The following is a 19,312-nucleotide window of genomic DNA, read 5'->3' on the forward strand; positions in this document are numbered from 1 at the left end:
CAGTGGAGGGCATGAGCACGGTCACCACCTCCTCCCGCACCCGGCCCCCCGCACCCGCCCGCCCCCGCGCGCGCCTCGACTGGCGGCTCCGCTTCGGCGCCCTGTCCCTGATCTGGGGCTTCAGCTTCCTGCTGATCAAAGTGGGGACCGAGGGGTACGCGCCCTTCCAGGTCACCCTCGGGCGGCTGGTGTTCGGTACGGCGGTCCTGGTGACGGCGATGGCGGTCAAGCGGGAGCGGCTGCCGCGCGGGGCCCGGCTGTGGGGGCACATGGCGGTCGCCGCGTTCCTGCTGAACGCCCTGCCGTTCTCCTTGTTCGCCTATTCCGAGCTGACGATCCCGTCCACCCTGGCCGGCATCTGCAACGCGACCTCTCCCCTGTGGGGCATGGCCCTGTCCCTGGTCGCCCTGTCCGAGGACCGGCCGACCCGGGTGCGGGTCGCCGGGCTGGGGCTGGGATTCCTGGGCGTCCTCACCGTGCTGGGGGCCTGGCAGGGCTTCCACGGGCTGGACGCGACCGGGACGGCGATGGCGCTGCTGGCCTCGCTGAGCTATCCGGTGGGGTGGATCTACGTCCGGCGGACGCTGGCCGGCACCGGCAACTCCCATCTGTCGATGACGGGCGGCCAGTTGCTGCTCGCCACGGTGCAGCTCGCTCTGGTCACGCCCCTGTTCACCAGCGTGCCCGAGCACTTCGCCCTCGTTCCGCTGCTGGCCGTCGCCGGGCTGGGGGTGCTGGGGACGGGGCTGGCGGTGCTGATCCAGTACGGGCTGGTCGCCGAGGTCGGGCCCACCACCGCCCAGATGGTCACGTACTTCATTCCCGTCATCGCCACGGCTGCGGGGGTGGCGATTCTCGGGGAGTCGCTCCGGTGGACGACGCCGGTGGGCGCGGTGGTCGTACTGGCGGGCGCCGCGCTCACCCAGGTGCGGGGCAAGGGCGCCTGAAGGGGGTGGGGGCGCGAGTCGTGGTTTCCCGCGCCCCCGCCACCCCTCTCAGCCGCCGTCAGCCGTAGACGCGGGCCGGCGACGGCCGTACCGCCGCTGCCACCGCGTCGGCCAGCGGCGTGATGTCCTCCTCGCCCAGCGGTGAGACGGTGATGCGGACCGCCTGCCGGGAGGCCAGGCGGAAGCGCGCCCCCGGGGCCACCGCCCAGCCCCGCTGGAGCAGGCGGGCGATCGCGCCCGTCTCGTCGGGCACCGGCACCCAGACGTTCATGCCGCTGCGGCCGTGGGCCGTGACGCCTCGCTCCGCCAGCGCGTCGACCAGCCCGGTCCTGCGGGCACGGTACGACCGCGCCACTTCCGCCCGGTCCACCGCGCCGTGCGTCCACAGGTGGGCCACGGTCCGCTGCAGCAGGAGGCTCACCCAGCCGGGGCCCAGACCCAGCCGCCCATGGACCCGGTCGACGGTGACGGGGTCGCCGGCGAGGACGGCGAGGCGCAGGTCGGGGCCGTAGGCCTTGGCGGCGGAGCGGACGAAGACCCAGTGCCGGGTGACACCCGCCAGGGGGTGCAGGGGCAGCTCGACGATGCCGTGGCCGTGATCGTCCTCGATGAGCAGGGTCTCCGGGTGGTCGCGCAGCGCCGCACGCAGGGCACGCGCGCGGGTGGCGGTCACCGAGGCGCCGGTCGGGTTCTGCGCCCGGGCGGTGACGATCAGGGCGCGGGCGCCGGCCTCCAGGGCCCGGCGCAGGTCGTCGGCGCGCGGTCCGTCGTCGTCCACGCCGACCGGGGCCGTGTGCAGCCCCAGGGCGGGGACGAGGTCCAGGAGGCTGCCCCAGCCGGGGTCCTCGACAGCGACCGTGTCACCGGGTCTGAGGTGCGCGGCGAGGACGCGTTCGATGGCGTCGAGGGAGCCGGAGGTCACGGTCAGCGGGCCCACGGGGACCCCGTCGGCGTCGAGTTCGGCGCGGGCGACGCGGGCGAGGTCCGCGTCCACCGGGTCGTCGCCGTAGCGGACGGGCCGGCGGTCGCCCTGCTCGGCCGCCGCGGCGAGGGCCGGGGCCAGGCGGGGCAGCAGGGCCGGGTCGGGGTTGCCCGTGGACAGGTCACGGCCTCCCGGCGGCACCTGCACCCGCAGTTCTTCGCGGCCGGTCGTGGCCGGCTTGGGGCGGACACGGCTGCCACGGCGGCCGGCCGTCTCGATCACCCCGCGCTCCCGCAGGATGCGATAGGCGGCGGCCACCGTGTTCGGGTTCACGCCGAGCTGACCCGCCAACTCCCGTATGGGAGGCAGTGGTTGGCCCGGTTGAAGCTCACCGGAGCCCACCGCCCGCTCGACACCGGCCGCAATCTCGGCTGCGCCCCGCCCTTCGATCCGATACTCTCCTAGCACAAAACACATTATGCACTAGTACAAAACTCGCCGCAATGGAGGGACCGCCGTGCAGCACCCGACCGAGGACACCCGGACCGCCGCCTACGCCCCGACCGACCGGACCGTGCCCACGCGCTCGGCGGACCGGGCGTCGTACGACAGGGAGCTGGTGCACGCGATATTGGACGAGGGGTACGTCTGCCACCTCGGCTTCGTCCGCGACGGCGCTCCGGTGGTGCTGCCGACGCTGTACGGCCGGGTCGGCGAGCGGCTCTACGTCCACGGCTCGACCGGCTCCCGGCCGCTGCGGATGGCCGGCGCCACCGACCCGGGCCTGCCGGTGTGCCTGACGGTCACCCATGTCGACGGGCTGGTGCTGGCCCGCTCGGCCTTCCACCACTCGGTCAACTACCGCTCGGTCGTGGTGCACGGCGTCGCGCACGAGGTCACCGACCCCGAGGAGCGGCGCATCGCCCTGGACGCGCTGGTCGACCACGTCGTCCCGGGCCGCTCCGCCGACTCCCGGCCCGCGGACAAGAAGGAGCTGGCCGCCACCGCGGTCATCCGCCTGGACCTGGAGGAGGTCTCCGCCAAGGTCCGCACCGGCGGCGCCAACGACGAGCCGGAGGACCTCTCCCTGCCGCACTGGGCCGGGGTCGTCCCGCTCCGCAAGGGCTACGACGCGCCGGTCCGCAACGCCGACCTGGCGCCCGGCATCGAGCTGCCGGAGTACCTGGCGGCGCTGTGACGGCACCGGGTCACACCCAAGGCTTCGGCGTAGTCGGATGGCGTCCGATTTGTGGCTGAGCGAGGCCAACTTCGACAGAGCAAGAACCTTCGTGTGCACGCCATGCCATGGGAGGGGGCGGCGGTACCCCGCCATGGTGCGAGACCGCCGCCCCCTCCCTCTCAGCCCTTGCTTCACCTATCGATATTCGATAGATTCCCATCGCAACTCGATGGAAGGATGGGCCGTGGGAAAGCTGACAGTGGGTGCGCTGCGCACCGTGCTCGTGGTGATGCTCGCCGGCACCGTGTTCGTACAGGCCGGGATGGTGTGGGCCTTGGTCACCGGGAGCGATCCGGAGGACGGGGCGCTTCCGCTGACCCCGCTGCGCGTGATCACGATCCTGGGCATGGTCTCGGTCCAGGTCGCCGTGGTCTGCGTATGGCGGCTGGTGTCGATGGTGCGACGCGGAACCGTGTTCTCCCACGCCGCCTTCCGGTACGTGGACATCGTGATCGGCGCGATCGTCGCGGCTGCCCTCGTGTGGTTCGCGGTCACGGCACTCAATGCTCCGGGCCAGCGGGACGACCCGGGCGTCACCCTCATCATGGGCGGGGTAGGCGTGGCCGTCCTGGGGGTCGCGCTCATCGTGCTTGTGCTGCGGATGCTGCTCGCCCAGGCCGTCGCGCGCGACGTCGAAGCGGCGCAGATGCAGGCCGAGTTGGACGAGGTGATCTGATGCCGATCGTCGTCGACATCGACGTGATGCTGGCCAGGCGGAAGATGTCCGTGGGCGACCTCGCGGACCGCGTAGGGATCACGCCCGCCAACCTGGCGGTACTCAAGAACGGCCGCGCCAAGGCGGTGCGCTTCACCACGCTCGCCGCCCTCTGCGAGGTGCTCAAATGCCAGCCAGGCGACCTGCTGCGCTGGGAGACCGAGGACACCGCGGGCGAATGAACCGTGCCTGTCGACGCGTCATCGCCGATCCCGCTTGCCTTTGACCAACTCCGCGAGCATCCCGGGGCCGTGCCTGAGGAGTTCCCCGGGCCTGCTGGAGCGACTGGCCGAGGTGCCAGACCCTCGCGATCCGCGCGGCGTACGGCACGCTCTGGTCGCGGTGCTTGCGCTGACCGCGTGCGCGGTTCTGGCCGGAGCGACCTCCCTGCCGGCGGTGGGTGAGTGGATCAACGACGCCCCGCCGTCCGTCCTGGAGCGCCTTGGCGTACAGCCCGATCCGCTGTTCCCAGCGGTGCGTGCCAGCAGAGGCGTCGGTGCGGCGGCTGCCGGCCCGCATCGACGGCGACGCGTTGGACCGGGCGGTGGGCCGCTGGCTGGCCGACCGGCGCGCTGGGGCCGACGGTCAGCTGCACGCAGTGGCGGTCGACGGCAAGACCCTGCGCGGAGCGGCCAGGGCCACGGGCCACAAGATCCATCTGCTCGCTGCCTGCGACCACCTCTCCGGTTTGCTCCTGGCCCAACTCGACGTTGGCGAGAAGACCAACGAGATCACCTGCTTCCAGCCTCTGCTGGAAAGCCTCGCCGATCTGGGGCGTGGTCGTGACCAGCGACGCCATGCACACCCAGCGCGAGCACGCCAGCTACCTGCTCGGCCGGAGCGCGCACTACATCGTGATCGCGAAAGGGAACCGGAAGAAGCTCCACAAGCAGCTCAAATCCCTTCCCTGGAAGTGCATCCCGCTGCAGGGCCGCACCCGCGACGCCGACCACGGCCGCGGCGAGATCCGCCGCATCAAGGTGTGCACGGTGAACAGCCTGCTCTTTCCCGGCGCCCGCGCGCCCGCCAGGCCATCCAGCACAAGCGCCGCCGAATGGACCGCAAGACCGGCAAGGTCAGCATCAAGACCGTCTATGCGGTCACCAGCCTCACTGCGGAACAGGCCACACCCGCCGAGCTCTCCCGGCTGATCCGCAGCCACTGGAAGATCGAAGCCCTGCATCACGTCCGAGACGTGACGTTCGCCGAGGACGCCTCCCAACTGCGAACCGGCTCCGCACCTCGCGCCATGGCTACCTGGCGCAACCTCGCCATCGGCGCCCTTCGCCTCGCCGGAAGGAGCAGCATCGCCACCGGCCTCCGGCGCAACGCCCGCAACGCCCGCAACGCCATTCGACCGCTCGCCCTCCTCGGACTCACCTGATCACGAAACCGACGTCACACGACTGCGCCGAAGCCCTGGACCTCCCACGGCCAGAAAGGCGTTGAACTTCTCCGCGGCCGTCGGGAAGACCGCTCGGCATGGAGTCCCCGGCCTTGCCGCGTAGAACGATCAATTTAGGTCCTGCCAACGATGCCGGCGGTTCCGGCCTAAACCCATGGCCCCAACGTCGTGCTGCAACGGGCAGGTCCACAAACCGCTTGGCTCGCTGGAATCTTAAGGAGCCGTGATCACTCACCCCAAAGCAACTCCAGCCTGTTAGGCGGAAGGTCATCGTCGTCCGTGCCTGTCGGGCATGCTTTGGGGAGCGTGACTGATAGGCCGATGCTCTCCATCGCGGCTTGGAAGGGGACTCCGGGTGGTGTTGCCGCTGACCAGATCACGGAGGTGCAGGTGCTGGTGTCGCAGTTTCCCCCGAATGTGAAAAAGTCGCCGCTCTCCACAGACTTGCAGCGGCACACAGCGTGTCTTGGGTTGCGCGGGTCGATTTCGCAGTCCACGTCCAGACAGTTTGCCCATTGCGCTCGGGATGTGCAGGTCATGGTGCGGGTATGGGGGTTCGTGTTTTGCGTCGAGAATGTCGATACCAATCGATTGCCGACCGGTGCCCGTTCTGCACACGACTTATAGCCGTAAGAGTAGCCGTATTCCACCACGCAACGACAGATGAGGACGTTCGGGTCACTCGGCGAGGGTTTGCAGGCAGCTTTGGTACACAGCGCGTAGCTCTGTTTGCAGAGCCATCCCCCAGCGAACTTCACTTGCTTTGGGCGCCAGTTCACCCAGGTAACGCCGCGGGCCATCGCGCGGGTGGAGATGAAGGTGGGTACCATCGTGGCCGAGGCGAACAACAGCGCGCGTCGCGCGATCGTTGATCTACTACGCGGTTGGAGTGCCCTGGTCACCAGGTCGGCGATCTCTGCTGACCCAGCTGCTGGCACGGCGGCGAGGATCCGGTCAGTGTCGATCAGCATTGCGCTGGGCGTGGCGGTCAGACCGTAAGTGGTGAGCAGCATTCGGTCTTCGTCCACCAGTAGGTTCCGCAGTCCGTGCTCACGCGAGAAGGCAACGCTGTCTGCGGGGGGACCGCCGTTCACGATTGCGATGGTCAACCGTTCTGCATAGGTCTGTTGCCACCGGGCCACCTGTGGCAGCAGTGCGTCGCACGCGCCGCACGCGTGATCAGTGAAGAGAAGCAGGAGTGGCTGATGCGCAGCGGCAAGCAGTTTGTCGAGAGTCCATACTCGTCCGGTTGTGTCAGGCAGTGAAAAGCCCGGCGTGGCCATGCCCGGTCGTACTTTCCCGGATCGCTTGAGTCTCAGCACCACCCAACACGTCGCTGCGATGGTCCCTAGGCCCGTGAAGAACCATGGGGCACGCCCGTCGGTTGCGACAAATCCCGCCGTAGCCGCGAGGAGCCCGTTGCGTGCGAGCGTGGCCCACCCGACAGGCGTGGCGCGTAGCCCTCCGAAGCAGTGGCACTCCGGGGTCCGGCCGCGTGCGATGCTCACCACGATGGCCAGGCAGAACGACAACAACAGTCCGAGCGCTCCAAGCGCACCGATTCCTGCCCATGGGTTGACGGTAAGGGCCAGGGCTGTGACGAACTCGCAGGAGACGAGAAGGTATCCAAGCGGCTTCCACGTTCGAGCTGGCAGGCCGAAACTTCCGATTGCGCGAGGCAATCCCTCGCGGTCCATGAGTTTGGCGATCCCCGCGACCCCGAAGACCGCAGCCAACACCAGCCGTGCTGCGAGGACCATGCCCGCTCACTCCAATCGGTCTGGACGCCCTCCGGACGGAGCGCAGGCATCACGCACACATAGCACGGCGCCCCGAACGACTCGTACCGCCTTGCGAGGCCGCGAACAACACTCCACAGGTCAGACTCACCCAGACGGCCGTGAGCCTGGTGGCCGATCGACATCAATGGCGTCCATTGAAGGTCCTCGGCCCGGGCTTCGGCGTAGTCGGCGGGCGTCCGTTTCGTGATCACTTGAGATGAGGAGAGGGAGAGCGGGCGGTTCCTGCTCACGTCCGTTGCGCCTCGGAGCCCTTGCGTCTCCCTCGCACCATCGGGTGCAGCGAGCCGACTGCGCTAGGAGATGATCCCGTGCGTGGCTGAAGAGACAAATACAGATGCGGACGACGCTTGTGCATGGGGCGAGCGACTGGGTTGGGCGTTCGGACTTATAGCGGAGGATCCGGCTGCGAGAGGTGCAGCGCTCGTCCATCTGGCGGAGGCCCAGAGGAAGGTCACGGACGCGCTCGCCCGGTCCAACGAGATGTGGCTGCTGACGCGGCACCTCGGAGCGGACGAGCAGTACGGGGAGCCGGCCTTTCTGCAGGCGCGCCGGACGCATCAGCAAGCTCAGAGGCGTTCGCTGCCTGATGGGGTGCGGGGTGGTCCTGCGGACGGGGATCTGGCGACGTGGCCGGGGCTGCCCTATGTGTTGCTCTTCCTGGAGTGGGAAGCGAGGTACCCGCTGGAGTGGACGCAGCACGCGAAGGCGTGGGGTACGAAGGAGAGCCTGATCCGGAAGGTGGCCCGTGCTCGCCAGGACGAGGCGATCAAAGCGAAGCTCACCGACCTGGTCGAGATCGTCGTCCACCGGGCGTATCGCTGCAAGGATCGCGAATACGTGCGGGTTGCCCGGGCTGTCGACAGCGCTGACCTACGGGACAGGCTCGATCGGGCAGCCGATTCCGACAGTCCGTGGGCCCGGTGCCACGCCGGGTATGTGCTCTGGCTCCTTGACCGCCCTGACCTGCCGAACACCCGTCGTGTCTGGCAGACCTGGGTGGCAGGCGAGGCTGCGACGTTGCTGTGACCGGGGGACGATGCAGGGAAGGTTCCCGTGATCATGGAGTGCTCTACGCCCCGTGACCTGCCTGGAAGACCGTGCCTGCCGACGCATCACCCCTGATTCAGCCTGCCCTTGACCGGCTTCGTGAGCAGTCCGAGGTCGGGCCCGGGGAGGTGCCCGCCCTGCTGGAGTGGCTGGCCCAGGTGCCGGATCCGCGCGATTCGCGCGGCGTGCGCCATGCCCTGGCCGTCGTACTCACGCTGACCGCGTGCGCGGTGCTGACCGGCGCGACCTCGCTGCTGGCGGTCGGCGAGTGGATCGCGGACGCGCCGCCGCACGTGCTGGAGCGACTCGGCGTGCGCCCCGATCCAGTATTGCCCCGGAGGCTGGTGCCCTCGGAGGCGACGGTCCGTCGGCTGCTCGCCCGCATCGACGGTGATGCCCTGGACCGGGCGGTGGGCGGATGGCTTGCCGACCGCCGACCCGAGAGCACCGGGCTGCGCGGACTGTCCGTGGACGGTAAGTCCCTGCGCGGTGCGGCGAAGGCCCAGGGGCGGAGGATCCACCTGCTCGCCGCGGTGGAGCACACCACCGGGCTGGTCCTGGCCCAGCTCGACGTCGGCGAGAAGACCGGTGAGGTCACCCGCTTCCAGCCGCTGCTCGACACCGTCGCCGACCTGGCCGCAACCGTGGTCACCAGCGATGCGCTCCATACGCAACGCGAGCACGCCACCTACCTCCTGGGCCGCGGGGCCCATTACATCGCGATCGTCAAGGGCAACCAGAAGAAGCTGTGCAAGCAGCTGAAGTCCCTTCCCTGGAAGGACATCCCGTTCCAGGGTCGGACCCGGGGTACCGGCCACGGTCGCGCGGAGATCCGCCGGATCAAGGTAGCCACCGTGAACAACTTGCTCTTCCCCGGCGCCCGCCAGGCCGTCCAGATCAAGCGCCGCCGCACCGACCGCAAGACCGGCAAGACCACCATCACGACCGTCTACGCGGTCACCAGCCTGACCGCCGAGCAGACCACCCCCGTCCAACTCGCGAGACTGATCCGCGACCACTGGAAGATCGAGGCCCTACACCACGTCCGCGACACCACCTTCGCCGAGGACGCCTCCCAGATGCGGACCGGCAACGCACCCCGTGCGATGGCGACCTGGCGCAACCTCGCCGTCGGCGCCCTCCGGCTGAGCGGCGTCAAGAACATCGCCGCCGGCCTCCGTCGCAACGCACGCGACGCCCGCCGCCCCCTCGCACTCCTCGGCCTCGCGTGATCACAAAACGGGCGCCCGCCGACTACGCCGAAGCCCTGGGGTCACACCGGGACCGGCTGCGGCCGGCCGGCCCCGCGGGCCTCGCTCACGGCGAGGCCCGCGACGGCACCGAGCAGCAGCAGGGTGCCGGTCACGGTGGTCGCCGTGAGCCGCTCGCCGAGCAGGACGACGGCGAGCACGGTCGCGGTCACCGGCTCCAGCAGCATGATCACAGAGACGGTGGCGGACCGGACCACGGCGGCTCCGGCGAAGTAGAGGGCGTACGCGAGGGCCGTGGGCACGGCGGCGACGTAGAGCAGCAGCCACAGCAGCCGGGCCGGGTGGGCGGTGTGCGGCAGCAGCCCCTCGTGCACCGCGAACGGCAGCAGGCACAGGCTGGTCACCGCGAAGGTCCTCACCGTGGAGCCCCCGGTGTCCGTACCGCTGTCCCTCCCCCACCAGCGGGTGAGCAGGGTCATGACGGCGTAGCCCGCCGCCGAGGCCAGGCCCAGCAGCACACCCGCCGGACGGACGGTCGCGGCCGAGCCGCCGAGGGTGAGCACGGCCAGCCCGGCGAGCGCACCGGCGACCGCCGTGCCACCGCCCGCGCCGAGCCGCTCTCCGAGCAGCAGCCGGGCACCGAGCGCGATGAGCACGGGACCCGCCCCGAGGGTCACGACGGTGGCCACGGCCAGCCCGGTCGAGGCCACGGCCGCGAAGTACGCGGTCTGGAAGACGGCGAGACCGAGTCCGGTGACCAGGGCCCGGGTGATCCTGCGGCACGCGGACCCGGCGGTGGCCGTCGCCGGGACCGTGGCCGTACGGCGGGCGCGCGGGCGCAGCAGCCGGCCGGCCGTGAGGAGGACCAGCCCCAGCGCGCAGCGCCAGAAGGAAAGGGAGAAGGCGCCCAGGTCACTGGCTCGGTACACCAGCGAGGCGGCGGCGCCCGCGGTGCCCCAGGCGGCACCGGTGACGATCAGATACAGCAGTCCGCGCCCGACGGGCAGGCCGGACGCAGGGTGCGACAAGGTCGACGTCGACAAGGGAATCTCTCCGCAGAAGCGCACGCGTACGTGCGGAAGTTCGGGGGCGTCACCGCTTCGGCGGGACGCACGGACTTCTTCTGCGGGCAGCACCGTCCAGCCCGGCGCGTGTGCGCCGGGCGATGACCCGGAGGCCCGCCTCAGGCGGCCGGGGGCGGAAGGACGAGTGCGTGGTGCGGCATGGTCAGGACTCTAGGCGGCGGTGCCCCGGGCGGACAACTCCCTTTCCGGACCGCCGGAGGCGACCGGCTCCGGGGAGCCCGCGGCCGGGGTGGCGGACTGGGCTGTGAACGCGCCGGCCAGGACGACCGCGCCACCGGCGATCTGCGGCGCACTCAGGTGCTCGCCGAGCAGCACCCAGGCCAGCACGGTCGCGATGACCGCCTCCAGGCAGGCGACCACTCCGGCGACCTGCGGCGACAGCCGGCGCACCGACAGCACACCGGTGACGTACGCGATCACCGTGGCGACCAGGACGATCCAGGCGAGCAGGGCGACGGCCGGGACGGCGGTGCCATTGAGCCGTGCGGAGCCCGCCAGCACCGGCCAGTCCAGGTTCCACGGGCGGGCCAGGACGGTCAGCACGGCGGCACCGACGAGCAGGCCGTAGGCGATGACGCCGAGCGGGTCCGGTGCCGCCTCGCCCGCGTCGCCGCCCTGGTCGGACAGGACGAAGTAGCCGACCTGACAGCAGGCCGCGCCGAGGGCGAGCACCAGGCCGAGCGCGTCGAAGCCGAGCCCGGACCAGACCTCGACCACGCAGGCGAGGCCGCCGGCCGCGAGGACCACGCCGAGGGCGGCGGCACGCGTGACGGGCCGCCGCTGCACGAACCGAACCCAGCCGAGCACCAGGGCGGGAGCCAGGTACTCGACGAGCAGGGCCACGCCGACCGGGATCCGGGAGAGCGCGGCGAAGTAGCAGGCCTGCACGCCGGCGACGGCGAGCAGGCCGAACCCGGCAAGCAGGGCGGGCCGGCGGCGCGGCAGGGCCCGGTGCCGTACCGCGACGGGCAGCATCACCAGGGCGGCGCCCGCGACCCGCAGCCACACCACGTGCAGCGGGTCCAGGCCCGCCTCGATCAGCGGCTTGGCGGCCACTCCGGACCCGCCGAAGGCCAGCGCCGAGGCGAGTGCGAGGCCGAGCCCGGCTCCCTTGCCGGGGCTGTGGTGACTGCTCACAGACGTATGCACCGGCACATGATGCCAGGCGCCGACAGGAGCGTCACTCCCGATGACACCTGTCTCAGTTGATGGACGGCACGGCGGGCGGCGGGCCGGGCTCGTCGGCCTGACCGGCGGTTCCGGCCTCGATCCGCGCCGACAGCTCGCGGGCGGGGACGCCCGCGTGCTCCAGGACCTCGACGGCCCGGCACGCCGGGTCCGCGGCGAGCGCCGCGAGCAGGTCGGTGCCGCCGACGCGCGGGGCACCCCGCCGGCGGGCCCGCTCCCGGGCGCCCGCGAGTGCGGCGGACGCGGCGGGGGACCAGCCCTCGGAGTCCCGTGCCGCAACGTCCCGGCCGGCGGTCGCGACGCACCGTGCGCCGTGCCCGGCCGGCCGGGCGGGTGATGGTACGAGGGGGATCGCGCCGGAGTCCTCCACGCGGTCCTGCCAGCGCAGTCCGTAGCCGATGCTGCGCTGCACCAGGTAGCCGAGGAGCCGGGCGAGCCGCGGGCCGCCGACGGCGGCACGGGCCTCGGGATCGTGTTCCAGCAGGGCGTGGAGCAGATGGGCGGTGTCGGTCTGCCGGTCCCGGTCCCGGACGGCCCGGCGGCGGGCAGCGGCGACCACCGCCGCCAGCTCGGCACCGAGCCCGGCAGCGCCGTCCGGATGCGGAACCACTCCGTCGTGGGCGGCCCGGGGGGCTGTACGGGGTTGCACATCCCCTACCTCATCAGCCTCGACGGGACGGGGCATCCACGAGGGGAACCATTTTCGCGTCCCACGGGGAGTGGACATCGCCGGCCCGGATCTCATCCTTGCGGAGGAGATCCGGGCCGAACCCGCGCAAGAGCGCGCACACCGCGACCGATTCTGACGGTTCATCAGTATTGAATGTTCGCGCCCCTGCGGCTACGTTCCGCGGCACCGTAGCCCGATACGCCCGATCCGGAGGGGTGGTCGCATGGCCGAAGTCAGCGCGGAGGCACGCATCCAGGCGCCGGCCGAGAAGGTGTGGGCGCAGCTCACCGACTGGCCGTCCTACGGGGCGTGGAACGCGACCCACACCAGCTTCCCCCAGGGCGGTCCCGAGGCGCTGGCCGTGGGCGGGACGTTCCAGGAGAACATGAAGCTGATGGGCTTCCCGGCGGAGGTCGACTGGACCATCGAGGAGCTGGAGCCGGCCCGGGTGTTCGCCATCCGCGGCAAGGGCCCGATGGCGGTGACCGTCGCCACCCGCTACACGCTGACCCCGCACGGGGACGCCACGACGGTCCGGATCGACGGCGAGTTCACCGGCGCCGCGGTGTCGCTGATGGCGGGCAGGCTCAAGGACTCGGCGACGGCCGCGCTGAACGAGTCGCTGCGCAAGCTGGGCGGTTTGGTGAGCTGAGCCGGACACACGGGGCGCCCCGCGCGGTGGTCACGCGGGGCGCCCGCCGTCGTACGGAGGGACGGCGCCCGCCCACGGCTCAGTGCTCGTCGGCGAGGATGAGGTACAGCTTCTTGCGGGCGTCGTTGATGACGGCCAGCGCCTTCTCCCGCTGTTCCTTGCTGCCGGTCTTCCAGACCTGGCCGAAGGCCTCCATCAGCCCGAAGCCGGCCTGGCGGATCTCGGCGAGGGCCTCCCAGTCGACTCCGCGCGAAGCCTCCTCCCAGGGCGCGTCGGCGCCCTCCTCGGCGGCGGCGCGTCCACTGCCGGTGAGGGAGAACAGCTTCTTTCCGCCCTCGCTCTCGCTGGCGATCAGGCCCTCGTCCTCCAGCAGTTGGAGGGTCGGGTAGACCGAGCCGGGGCTGGGCTTCCAGGCGCCGCCGCTGCGTTCGGCGATCTCCTGGATCATCTCGTAGCCGTGCATGGGCCGTTCCTTGAGCAGGGCCAGGATCGAGGCGCGTACGTCACCCCGCCGTGCCCGTCCTCGCGGGCCGCCCCGGCCGCGCGGTCCCCAGGGCCCCGGTCCGAAGCCGGGCCCGCCGGGCCCGAACCCCGGGCCGCCCGGCCCGAAGGGACCGAAGGCGGCCCGCCGCCCCTCGAAACCACCCATGCCCCGCCGGCCGGGGCCCTCGTGCCGATGTCCACGCTCGAATCCGTGGGTACGCATGGCGATCACTCCACTCCATCGCTGATCTGTCATGTTCGTATCGCGTATCGTTCGCGATGCCTCAACGATATATCGGAACCGATCGCATGACAATCCCCTTCTCCGGGCGGGGAGGCGTGCGGCCGGTCAGCCGGTCCGCTCGGCCGCCCGCAGGGGGCAGCCGGTGCCGACGCGGGCGGTGAGATCGGCGCGGAGGGCCGCCAGCGCGGCCATGCGTGCGTCGACGATCCGGATCTTGTCCTCGAACAGGGCGGACAGGGCCTCGGCGCTGTCCGGCGCGTCCCGCAGTTCCGCGCCGTGCCGGGCGATCTCGGCCAGCGTGAACCCGAGCGCCTGCGCGGTGCGCACGTACTCCAGCCAGGTCACCGCCTCAGGCGGGAAGTCACGGTAGCCGTTGGGCAGCCGGTCGCCCTCGATCAGGCCGATCCTCTCGTAGAAGCGCAGCGTGTCCTTGGACACCCCGGTGCGCGCGGCCAGTTCTCCGATCCGCATGACTCCCCCGCCGCTCGGTCGACTTGACCTTGGAGCGTACTCCGCTGTCTAGCGTGGGCGGCGCCCGAGCAAGCCGCTCCCGAGGAGGCCCCGTGAACCCGTCCGCTCCCGCCTACCTGCGCATCGTCCGGACCAGCGGCTGGTACGACCTGGTCGTCACGGCCGGCTTCGCGACGCCCTGGACGTACGCGCTGGTCCACCGGCTCCTGTCGGCCGGAGGTGACGCGGCCGGGCTCGGCACCATGCCCGCGCTCACCCCGATGCAGACCCTGTACGCCAACCTCATGGGCTCGGTCGTCCTGGTCTGGTCCGCCCTGCGGGTCGTACGGCCGCTGCCGCTGCACGGTCTCCTCGACGGCATCGCGCGCGTGCTGTTCTCGCTGTGGTTCGCGTACGCGCTGGCACACGGCGGGCCGCGGGTGCTGGGGCCCTTCCTCGTCGTGGAGGTGTCGTTCGGCATCGTCCAGCTCGCGCCGTGGCTGCGGACGCGGGCGAGCGCGGCCGGCCGGGAATCAGTCCGGCACTCGTGAATTGGCCTTGTTCCGGTCGCCGTCGGAACCACTAGCGTCGGCGTCATGCGCATTCGAATCGTGGACGCCTTCACCGACCGCCCCTTCGCCGGCAACCCGGCCGGGGTCCTGCTCCTGGACGACGTCTTCCCGGACGACGACTGGCTCCAGAACGTCGCCATGGAGGTCAATCACGCCGAGACGGCGTTCACCCACCGGCTGCCCGAGGGCGGCGAGGCGGACTGGGCCCTGCGCTGGTTCACGCCCGTCGCCGAGGTCGCGATGTGCGGGCACGCCACCCTCGCCACGGCCCACGTCCTGCACAGCACCGGCGCGCACGAGGGCCCGGTGCGGTTCGCCACCCGCAGCGGCGTGCTGATCGCCACGCCCGCCGCGGACGGCTCGCTCACCCTCGACTTCCCGACCGCCCCGCTCACCCCGGTGGAGGTCCCGGCCGGGGCCGCCGAGGCGCTGGGCGCGGAGCCGGTCGCCGTCTTCGACACCGGCCCGAACGTCGGCGACCTGCTGGTGGAGCTGGCCGACGAGAAGACCGTCCTCGGCCTCTCCCCCGACCACCGGGCCCTGCGCGCCCACTCCTCCCGCGGCGTCATCGCCACCGCTCTCGCCGACGACCCGGCCCGGGGCTACGACTTCGTCTCCCGGTGCTTCTTCCCGAACGTCGGCATCGACGAGGACCCGGTCACCGGCAGCGCCCACACCGCGCTCGCCCCGCACTGGTCCGCCCGCCTGGGCCGCGACGACCTCACCGGGCTCCAGGCCTCCCGCCGCACCGGCCTGGTCCGCACCCGGGTGCGGGGCGAGCGGACCCTGCTCACCGGCCGCGCGGTGACCGTCATCGAGGGCGAACTGCTCGCCTGAAAGCCGCTCAGGCGGTCGGCAGCCAGCCCACCTTGCCGACGAGGAGGGCGTAGCCGACGAAGGCGCCGATGTCGAGCAGGGAGTGCGCGACGACCAGCGGTCCGACCCGGCCCCAGCGGCGGTAGAGGTACACGAAGACCACACCCATCACCATGTTGCCGAGGAAGCCGCCGACGCCCTGGTAGAGGTGGTACGACCCGCGCAGGACCGCGCTGGCCACCAGCGCGGTCCCCGGGGTCCAGCCCAACTGGCCCAGCCTGCGCAGCAGATAGCCGACCACGATGACCTCTTCGAGGATCGCGTTCTGCAGCGCGGACAGGACCAGCACCGGGTACTTCCACCACACGTCCGGCAGCGCCTCGGGGACGACGGTGAGGTTGAAGCCCAGGCCGCGGGCGGCGAGGTAGAACGCGATGCCGGTGCTGCCGATCACGGCGGCGACACCCGCGCCCCGGGCCAGGTCGGGCCAGGGGCGGGTGCGGTCGAAGCCGAGGGTGCGCAGGCTCCTGCCCTCGCGCATCAGCAGGTGGGCGACGAGGGCGACGGGGATCAGCGCGGTGGCGATGCCGAAGAGCTGCCAGGCCAGGTCCAGCCAGGGGCGGCCCGGCGCCGCCGAGGCGTTCAGGGTGGCCGCCTGGTCCTTGAGACCGCCCGGCTTGGTGACCGAGCCGATGAAGCTGATCAGCGCCGACACCCCGCTCGCCCCGAGCGAGAGCCCGAGGACGAGCAGCGTCTCGTCCCGCAGGATCCGCCGCGGGTCGCGCTCCCCCGCCGAGTCAGCCTCCACCTGCACCCCTGCCTCCAGCTCGGCTCACGGGCCCCTGGCCCACCTTCGCCTGGCAAGGATCGCAGACAGCACCGGACGAGCCGCGGACCGGTCCCGCCGGCCCCCTCTTCGCCACCGCCCCTGCTTCTGCGCAGCCCCCCTTCTTCTCCACGGCCTTTCCTTCTCGGCCACCCCTTCTTCTCCGCAGCCGTTACTGCTCCGCAGCCCCCCTCGCCCCGACCGCGCCCGCGCCGACCCGGTACGGCCCGCACCGGCGGTCCGTGCGGTGGCCGGCCCCGCCGCTCGGCCGCTCGGCCGCGGAAGAACGTCTCAGCCCAGCGGTACCGGATCCGGCAGTCCCACCGGCCAGGTGTGCACCGGCTCCCCGACGTGCATCAGCTCGGCATACCGCCGTGTCGTCGCCGCCAGGGCCGCCTCGCGGGACAGCCCCTGCTCCAGCGCCCGGTGGAAGGTGGCCGCCTGCCAGGACGCCCCGTTCACCCGGCGCCGGCAGCGTTCCTCGATCACACCCAGGTAGAGGTCCCGGTCGGCGGCCTCCACGCCCCACGCGTCGAGCCCGGCCGCCGCGAGCGGCAGCAGTTCGTCGCGGACCAGCGTGACCGCGTCGACCTCGCCCGTGCCGCCGTACCGTCCCCGCCGGGGCCAGACGAAGCGGGCGTCGATGCCGTACCGGCATGCCGCATCGAAGTTGGCCTCGGCCGCGGCGAACGGCAGCCGCGTCCACACCGGCCGGGGTTCCTCGGCGAGGGCGCGGACGAGGCCGTAGTAGAAGGCCGCGTTCGCGATCACGTCGGTGATGGTCGGCCCGGCCGGCAGCACCCGGTTCTCGACCCTGAGGTGCGGGACACCGTCCGCGATGCCGTACACCGGCCGGTTCCAGCGGTAGATCGTGCCGTTGTGCAGGACGAGTTCGGCGAGCTTGGGCACCCCGCCGGCCTCGACGACCTCCAGCGGCTCCTCGTCGTCGCAGATCGGCAGCAGGGCCGGGAAGTAGCGCAGGTTCTCCTCGAACAGGTCGTACGCGGAGGAGATCCACCGCTCGCCGAACCAGGTGCGCGGCCGTACGCCCTGCGCCTGGAGCTCGGGCGGCCGGGTGTCGGTGGACTGGAGGAACAGCGGGGGCCGGGACTCGCGCCACAGCTCGTGCCCGAAGAGGAACGGTGAGTTCGCGCCGAGGGCGATCTGCGCGGCGGAGGCCGCCTGCGCCGCGTTCCACACGTCGGCGAACCGCGCCGGCGTGACCTGCAGATGCAGCTGTACGGAGGTGCACGCGGCCTCGGGCACGATGGACTTGGAGGTGCACACGAGGTGCTCCACGCCCTCGATGTCGAGCCGGAAGTCCTCCCCGCGCGCGGCGACGATCTGGTCGTTGAGCAGGGTGTAGCGGTCGGCCTCGGAGAGGTTGGAGGAGACCAGGTCGTCCCGGTCGAGGGTGGGCAGGATGCCGATCATCACGATGCCCGCGTCCACCTCACCGGCCTTCCGGTCGGCGTAGGCGAGCGAGGTGCGCAGTTCCTCGGCGAGCCGGTCGAATACCCGGCCGCCCAATCGGTGTGGGGCGATGTTGACTTCCAGGTTGAACATGGCGAGTTCTGTTTGGAAGTCGCGGCTCGCGATGCGCTCCAGTACCTGCCCGTTCAACATTTTCGGCATACCGTCGGACCCCGCGAGATTCAACTCGATCTCGACTCCCATGAGGTTCTTCGGGCGATCGAATCGCTTCTCGCGCAGCAGCCGCTCCAGTCCCGTCAGGCACATCTGGAGCTTTTCTCGGTAGCGCTGGCGATCGGACAGGTCGAACTGCCCTGCCACGACCTTCTCCCCCATCGAAGTGTCCCTCCTCGGATGGGCGGGCCGACGATCCGGCCGCCGGGCTCCCGGGTCAGGTGGGATGATGCCCAGCCGAAGCGATCGATAACGTCCCGCGCGGGCGCGTCGCCCGCTACTCTTACGAATGTTCCCGGCGGCACATTCACGCGGCATGCCGCACCGTGCACCTCCGGGTGCCCCGAACGCCTCGTGAAAAACGCCGATGACATTCGGCCGACCGCTACCGACGCGTACGGCGAGGTCAGAGCGGGGAGCCCGGACCGGAAATCGGGATTATTTCCGCAAAAAGGCGCCTGAATTCCGCCTTGTGTGAACGGCCGGAATCGAATAGCCGAAACAACGGCCGAACACGCGTCGTATAAACTCTGTCCACAAGGCAGAAGGTTGGCGCCCTCGGTCCTGGTTTCCGTGGTGTTCCTGCCGTCCTGTTGACGGGCGGCAGACCGAGCCGCACTCTCTTCCACACCGAACCGGGCCCCCACCTCTCCGGCCTTCCCCCGTGAGCAGACAGCGCCGTCCGCCCCACCCTCCTCGCGCCGCCGCGCCTGTCGAACGAGAGGCGAGCCACATGCCGCTGCACGTACCCCCTGCCCCCGCGCCTGCCCTGCGCTCCGTCCTGACCGCCCTCGGCTCCCCGACCGCGGTCCGGGAGGCCCGCACTCCTTCCCTGCGTGCCGCGCAGGGCCCCGCCACCGCGGAACTCCCGCTGCCCGTGCACGTCCTGGACCGGATCACCGCCCAAGGCCTGTCCGCGACACGGCTGACCGGCTGGCGCTTCCTGATCCGGTGCGGCGACCGCGCGGTGGCCGCGGCCGAGACCATGCTCACCCCCGACGGCTGGGCCTTCTCCCATTTCTTCGAGGGTCCCTACGTCGCCTCCACCGAGCGCGCCCTGCACCAGGCAGAGGCGCTCCAACAGCCTTACCAGGCACGTCTGTTGTCCGTACCGGGTCTGTACATGCTCACCCTGTGGCTGCACGGCGACTGCTCCGGGGACGGCACCGAGGGGCATCCGGCCGCCACCGACCTGCTCGTGCCGCTGGCACCGGCGCCGCCCGGCATCCCGGCACACCGTCCGTTCCGGGTCGCCGAGTTGCTTCCGGTGCTGACCCATCGGGCGACTCCCCTTCCGCTGCTCGGCTCGCCGGTGCTCGGCTCGCCCGCCTGACCCCCGCACGCGTACCCCGCTCCCCGCAAGGGAAGCGGGGTACGGCCGTTCCCGCGG

20 protein-coding genes and 1 pseudogene are annotated in these 19,312 nt (G+C 71.4%); 12 read left to right on the forward strand and 9 right to left on the reverse strand.

Features of this window, described 5'->3' with window-relative positions:
- The first annotated feature begins 11 nt into the window (after positions 1 to 11).
- Positions 12 to 947, forward strand: coding sequence for a DMT family transporter (locus tag S1361_RS07455; protein ID WP_208031054.1), 936 nt, complete (start codon positions 12 to 14; stop codon positions 945 to 947).
- A 58-nt stretch (positions 948 to 1,005) separates the two neighbouring features.
- Here S1361_RS07455 and S1361_RS07460 read toward each other — a convergent pair whose 3' ends face one another.
- On the reverse strand, positions 1,006 to 2,337 hold the full coding sequence (locus S1361_RS07460) for an aminotransferase class I/II-fold pyridoxal phosphate-dependent enzyme (protein WP_208031055.1): 1,332 nt from the start codon (positions 2,335 to 2,337) through the stop codon (positions 1,006 to 1,008).
- A gap of 49 nt (positions 2,338 to 2,386) precedes the next feature.
- Here S1361_RS07460 and S1361_RS07465 point away from each other — a divergent pair, with 49 nt between their 5' ends.
- The 5 genes and pseudogenes from S1361_RS07465 to S1361_RS07480 all read left to right on the forward strand — a co-directional run bounded on the left by S1361_RS07465 (position 2,387) and on the right by S1361_RS07480 (position 5,208).
- A complete protein-coding gene (locus S1361_RS07465; protein WP_208031056.1) occupies positions 2,387 to 3,067 on the forward strand; it encodes a pyridoxamine 5'-phosphate oxidase family protein in 681 nt (226 codons plus the stop codon).
- Between the two features lie 226 nt (positions 3,068 to 3,293).
- A complete protein-coding gene (locus tag S1361_RS07470; RefSeq protein ID WP_208031057.1) occupies positions 3,294 to 3,785 on the forward strand; it encodes a DUF2975 domain-containing protein in 492 nt (163 codons plus the stop codon).
- The gene (locus S1361_RS07475; protein WP_208031058.1) at positions 3,785 to 4,006 is read left to right on the forward strand and encodes a helix-turn-helix domain-containing protein; all 222 of its coding nucleotides are present in this window, start codon (positions 3,785 to 3,787) and stop codon (positions 4,004 to 4,006) included. The genes S1361_RS07470 and S1361_RS07475 overlap by 1 nt, the downstream gene beginning before the upstream one ends.
- A gap of 112 nt (positions 4,007 to 4,118) precedes the next feature.
- A pseudogene (locus S1361_RS39055) lies at positions 4,119 to 4,220 on the forward strand (transposase family protein); the annotation flags it as partial.
- A gap of 82 nt (positions 4,221 to 4,302) precedes the next feature.
- Entirely contained in the window at positions 4,303 to 5,208 is a 906-nt protein-coding gene (locus S1361_RS07480) for a transposase (protein WP_243769116.1), read from the forward strand.
- A 248-nt stretch (positions 5,209 to 5,456) separates the two neighbouring features.
- Here the strand turns inward: S1361_RS07480 and S1361_RS07485 are convergent, their stop codons facing one another.
- Positions 5,457 to 6,989 carry a MauE/DoxX family redox-associated membrane protein gene (locus tag S1361_RS07485; RefSeq protein WP_208031059.1) on the reverse strand — a complete coding sequence of 511 codons (1,533 nt, stop codon included), beginning with the start codon at positions 6,987 to 6,989 and terminating at the stop codon, positions 5,457 to 5,459.
- Positions 6,990 to 7,343: 354 nt separating this feature from the next.
- On the opposite strand from S1361_RS07485, the gene S1361_RS07490 reads away from it, so the two are divergent.
- A complete protein-coding gene (locus S1361_RS07490) occupies positions 7,344 to 8,057 on the forward strand; it encodes a hypothetical protein (protein WP_208031060.1) in 714 nt (237 codons plus the stop codon).
- 149 nt (positions 8,058 to 8,206) lie between these two features.
- Positions 8,207 to 9,310: an ISAs1 family transposase gene (locus S1361_RS07495; RefSeq protein WP_341829288.1), complete on the forward strand. Its 1,104-nt coding sequence runs from the start codon at positions 8,207 to 8,209 to the stop codon at positions 9,308 to 9,310.
- A 41-nt stretch (positions 9,311 to 9,351) separates the two neighbouring features.
- Here the strand turns inward: S1361_RS07495 and S1361_RS07500 are convergent, their stop codons facing one another.
- The 3 genes from S1361_RS07500 to S1361_RS07510 all read right to left on the reverse strand — a co-directional run bounded on the left by S1361_RS07500 (position 9,352) and on the right by S1361_RS07510 (position 12,211).
- The gene (locus tag S1361_RS07500) at positions 9,352 to 10,317 is read right to left on the reverse strand and encodes a DMT family transporter (protein WP_208036513.1); all 966 of its coding nucleotides are present in this window, start codon (positions 10,315 to 10,317) and stop codon (positions 9,352 to 9,354) included.
- A 207-nt stretch (positions 10,318 to 10,524) separates the two neighbouring features.
- On the reverse strand, positions 10,525 to 11,529 hold the full coding sequence (locus S1361_RS07505; protein WP_208031062.1) for an EamA family transporter: 1,005 nt from the start codon (positions 11,527 to 11,529) through the stop codon (positions 10,525 to 10,527).
- Between the two features lie 46 nt (positions 11,530 to 11,575).
- Positions 11,576 to 12,211, reverse strand: coding sequence for a Clp protease N-terminal domain-containing protein (locus S1361_RS07510; RefSeq protein ID WP_243769117.1), 636 nt, complete (start codon positions 12,209 to 12,211; stop codon positions 11,576 to 11,578).
- Positions 12,212 to 12,455: 244 nt separating this feature from the next.
- Between S1361_RS07510 and S1361_RS07515 the strand changes: the two genes are divergently transcribed.
- A complete protein-coding gene (locus S1361_RS07515; RefSeq protein ID WP_208031063.1) occupies positions 12,456 to 12,884 on the forward strand; it encodes a type II toxin-antitoxin system Rv0910 family toxin in 429 nt (142 codons plus the stop codon).
- Positions 12,885 to 12,963: 79 nt separating this feature from the next.
- Here S1361_RS07515 and S1361_RS07520 read toward each other — a convergent pair whose 3' ends face one another.
- Together S1361_RS07520 and S1361_RS07525 are read right to left on the reverse strand one after the other, a co-directional pair.
- Complete coding sequence (locus S1361_RS07520) at positions 12,964 to 13,590, reverse strand: PadR family transcriptional regulator (RefSeq protein ID WP_208031064.1); 627 nt, start codon at positions 13,588 to 13,590, stop codon at positions 12,964 to 12,966.
- 126 nt (positions 13,591 to 13,716) lie between these two features.
- A complete protein-coding gene (locus S1361_RS07525; protein WP_208031065.1) occupies positions 13,717 to 14,082 on the reverse strand; it encodes a MerR family transcriptional regulator in 366 nt (121 codons plus the stop codon).
- Between the two features lie 92 nt (positions 14,083 to 14,174).
- On the opposite strand from S1361_RS07525, the gene S1361_RS07530 reads away from it, so the two are divergent.
- A complete protein-coding gene (locus S1361_RS07530) occupies positions 14,175 to 14,612 on the forward strand; it encodes a hypothetical protein (protein ID WP_208031066.1) in 438 nt (145 codons plus the stop codon).
- A 45-nt stretch (positions 14,613 to 14,657) separates the two neighbouring features.
- The gene (locus S1361_RS07535; RefSeq protein WP_208031067.1) at positions 14,658 to 15,470 is read left to right on the forward strand and encodes a PhzF family phenazine biosynthesis protein; all 813 of its coding nucleotides are present in this window, start codon (positions 14,658 to 14,660) and stop codon (positions 15,468 to 15,470) included.
- Between the two features lie 7 nt (positions 15,471 to 15,477).
- Here S1361_RS07535 and S1361_RS07540 read toward each other — a convergent pair whose 3' ends face one another.
- Both S1361_RS07540 and S1361_RS07545 read right to left on the reverse strand, forming a co-directional pair.
- Positions 15,478 to 16,275: a CPBP family intramembrane glutamic endopeptidase gene (locus S1361_RS07540; RefSeq protein WP_425087987.1), complete on the reverse strand. Its 798-nt coding sequence runs from the start codon at positions 16,273 to 16,275 to the stop codon at positions 15,478 to 15,480.
- A 291-nt stretch (positions 16,276 to 16,566) separates the two neighbouring features.
- Positions 16,567 to 18,084, reverse strand: a complete 1,518-nt coding sequence (locus S1361_RS07545; protein WP_208031069.1) for a glutamate-cysteine ligase family protein — start codon at positions 18,082 to 18,084, stop codon at positions 16,567 to 16,569.
- A 571-nt stretch (positions 18,085 to 18,655) separates the two neighbouring features.
- Here S1361_RS07545 and S1361_RS07550 point away from each other — a divergent pair.
- Positions 18,656 to 19,255 carry a hypothetical protein gene (locus S1361_RS07550; protein WP_208031070.1) on the forward strand — a complete coding sequence of 200 codons (600 nt, stop codon included), beginning with the start codon at positions 18,656 to 18,658 and terminating at the stop codon, positions 19,253 to 19,255.
- Positions 19,256 to 19,312 lie beyond the last annotated feature (57 nt).

Origin of the sequence: Streptomyces cyanogenus (assembly GCF_017526105.1) — a bacterium.
GTDB classification, from domain to species: Bacteria; Actinomycetota; Actinomycetes; order Streptomycetales; family Streptomycetaceae; genus Streptomyces; species Streptomyces cyanogenus.

Excerpts from the sequence above, each read along its gene's own strand:
- S1361_RS07535 (WP_208031067.1), top strand. The coding sequence starts at position 14,658 with ATGCGCATTCGAATCGTGGACGCCTTCACCGACCGCCCCTTCGCCGGC.
- S1361_RS07525 (WP_208031065.1), bottom strand. The coding sequence starts at position 14,082 with ATGCGGATCGGAGAACTGGCCGCGCGCACCGGGGTGTCCAAGGACACG.
- S1361_RS07550 (WP_208031070.1), top strand. The coding sequence starts at position 18,656 with ATGCCGCTGCACGTACCCCCTGCCCCCGCGCCTGCCCTGCGCTCCGTC.
- S1361_RS07485 (WP_208031059.1), bottom strand. The coding sequence starts at position 6,989 with ATGGTCCTCGCAGCACGGCTGGTGTTGGCTGCGGTCTTCGGGGTCGCG.
- S1361_RS07475 (WP_208031058.1), top strand. The coding sequence starts at position 3,785 with ATGCCGATCGTCGTCGACATCGACGTGATGCTGGCCAGGCGGAAGATG.
- S1361_RS07515 (WP_208031063.1), top strand. The coding sequence starts at position 12,456 with ATGGCCGAAGTCAGCGCGGAGGCACGCATCCAGGCGCCGGCCGAGAAG.
- S1361_RS07520 (WP_208031064.1), bottom strand. The coding sequence starts at position 13,590 with ATGCGTACCCACGGATTCGAGCGTGGACATCGGCACGAGGGCCCCGGC.
- S1361_RS07545 (WP_208031069.1), bottom strand. The coding sequence starts at position 18,084 with ATGGGGGAGAAGGTCGTGGCAGGGCAGTTCGACCTGTCCGATCGCCAG.
- S1361_RS07455 (WP_208031054.1), top strand. The coding sequence starts at position 12 with ATGAGCACGGTCACCACCTCCTCCCGCACCCGGCCCCCCGCACCCGCC.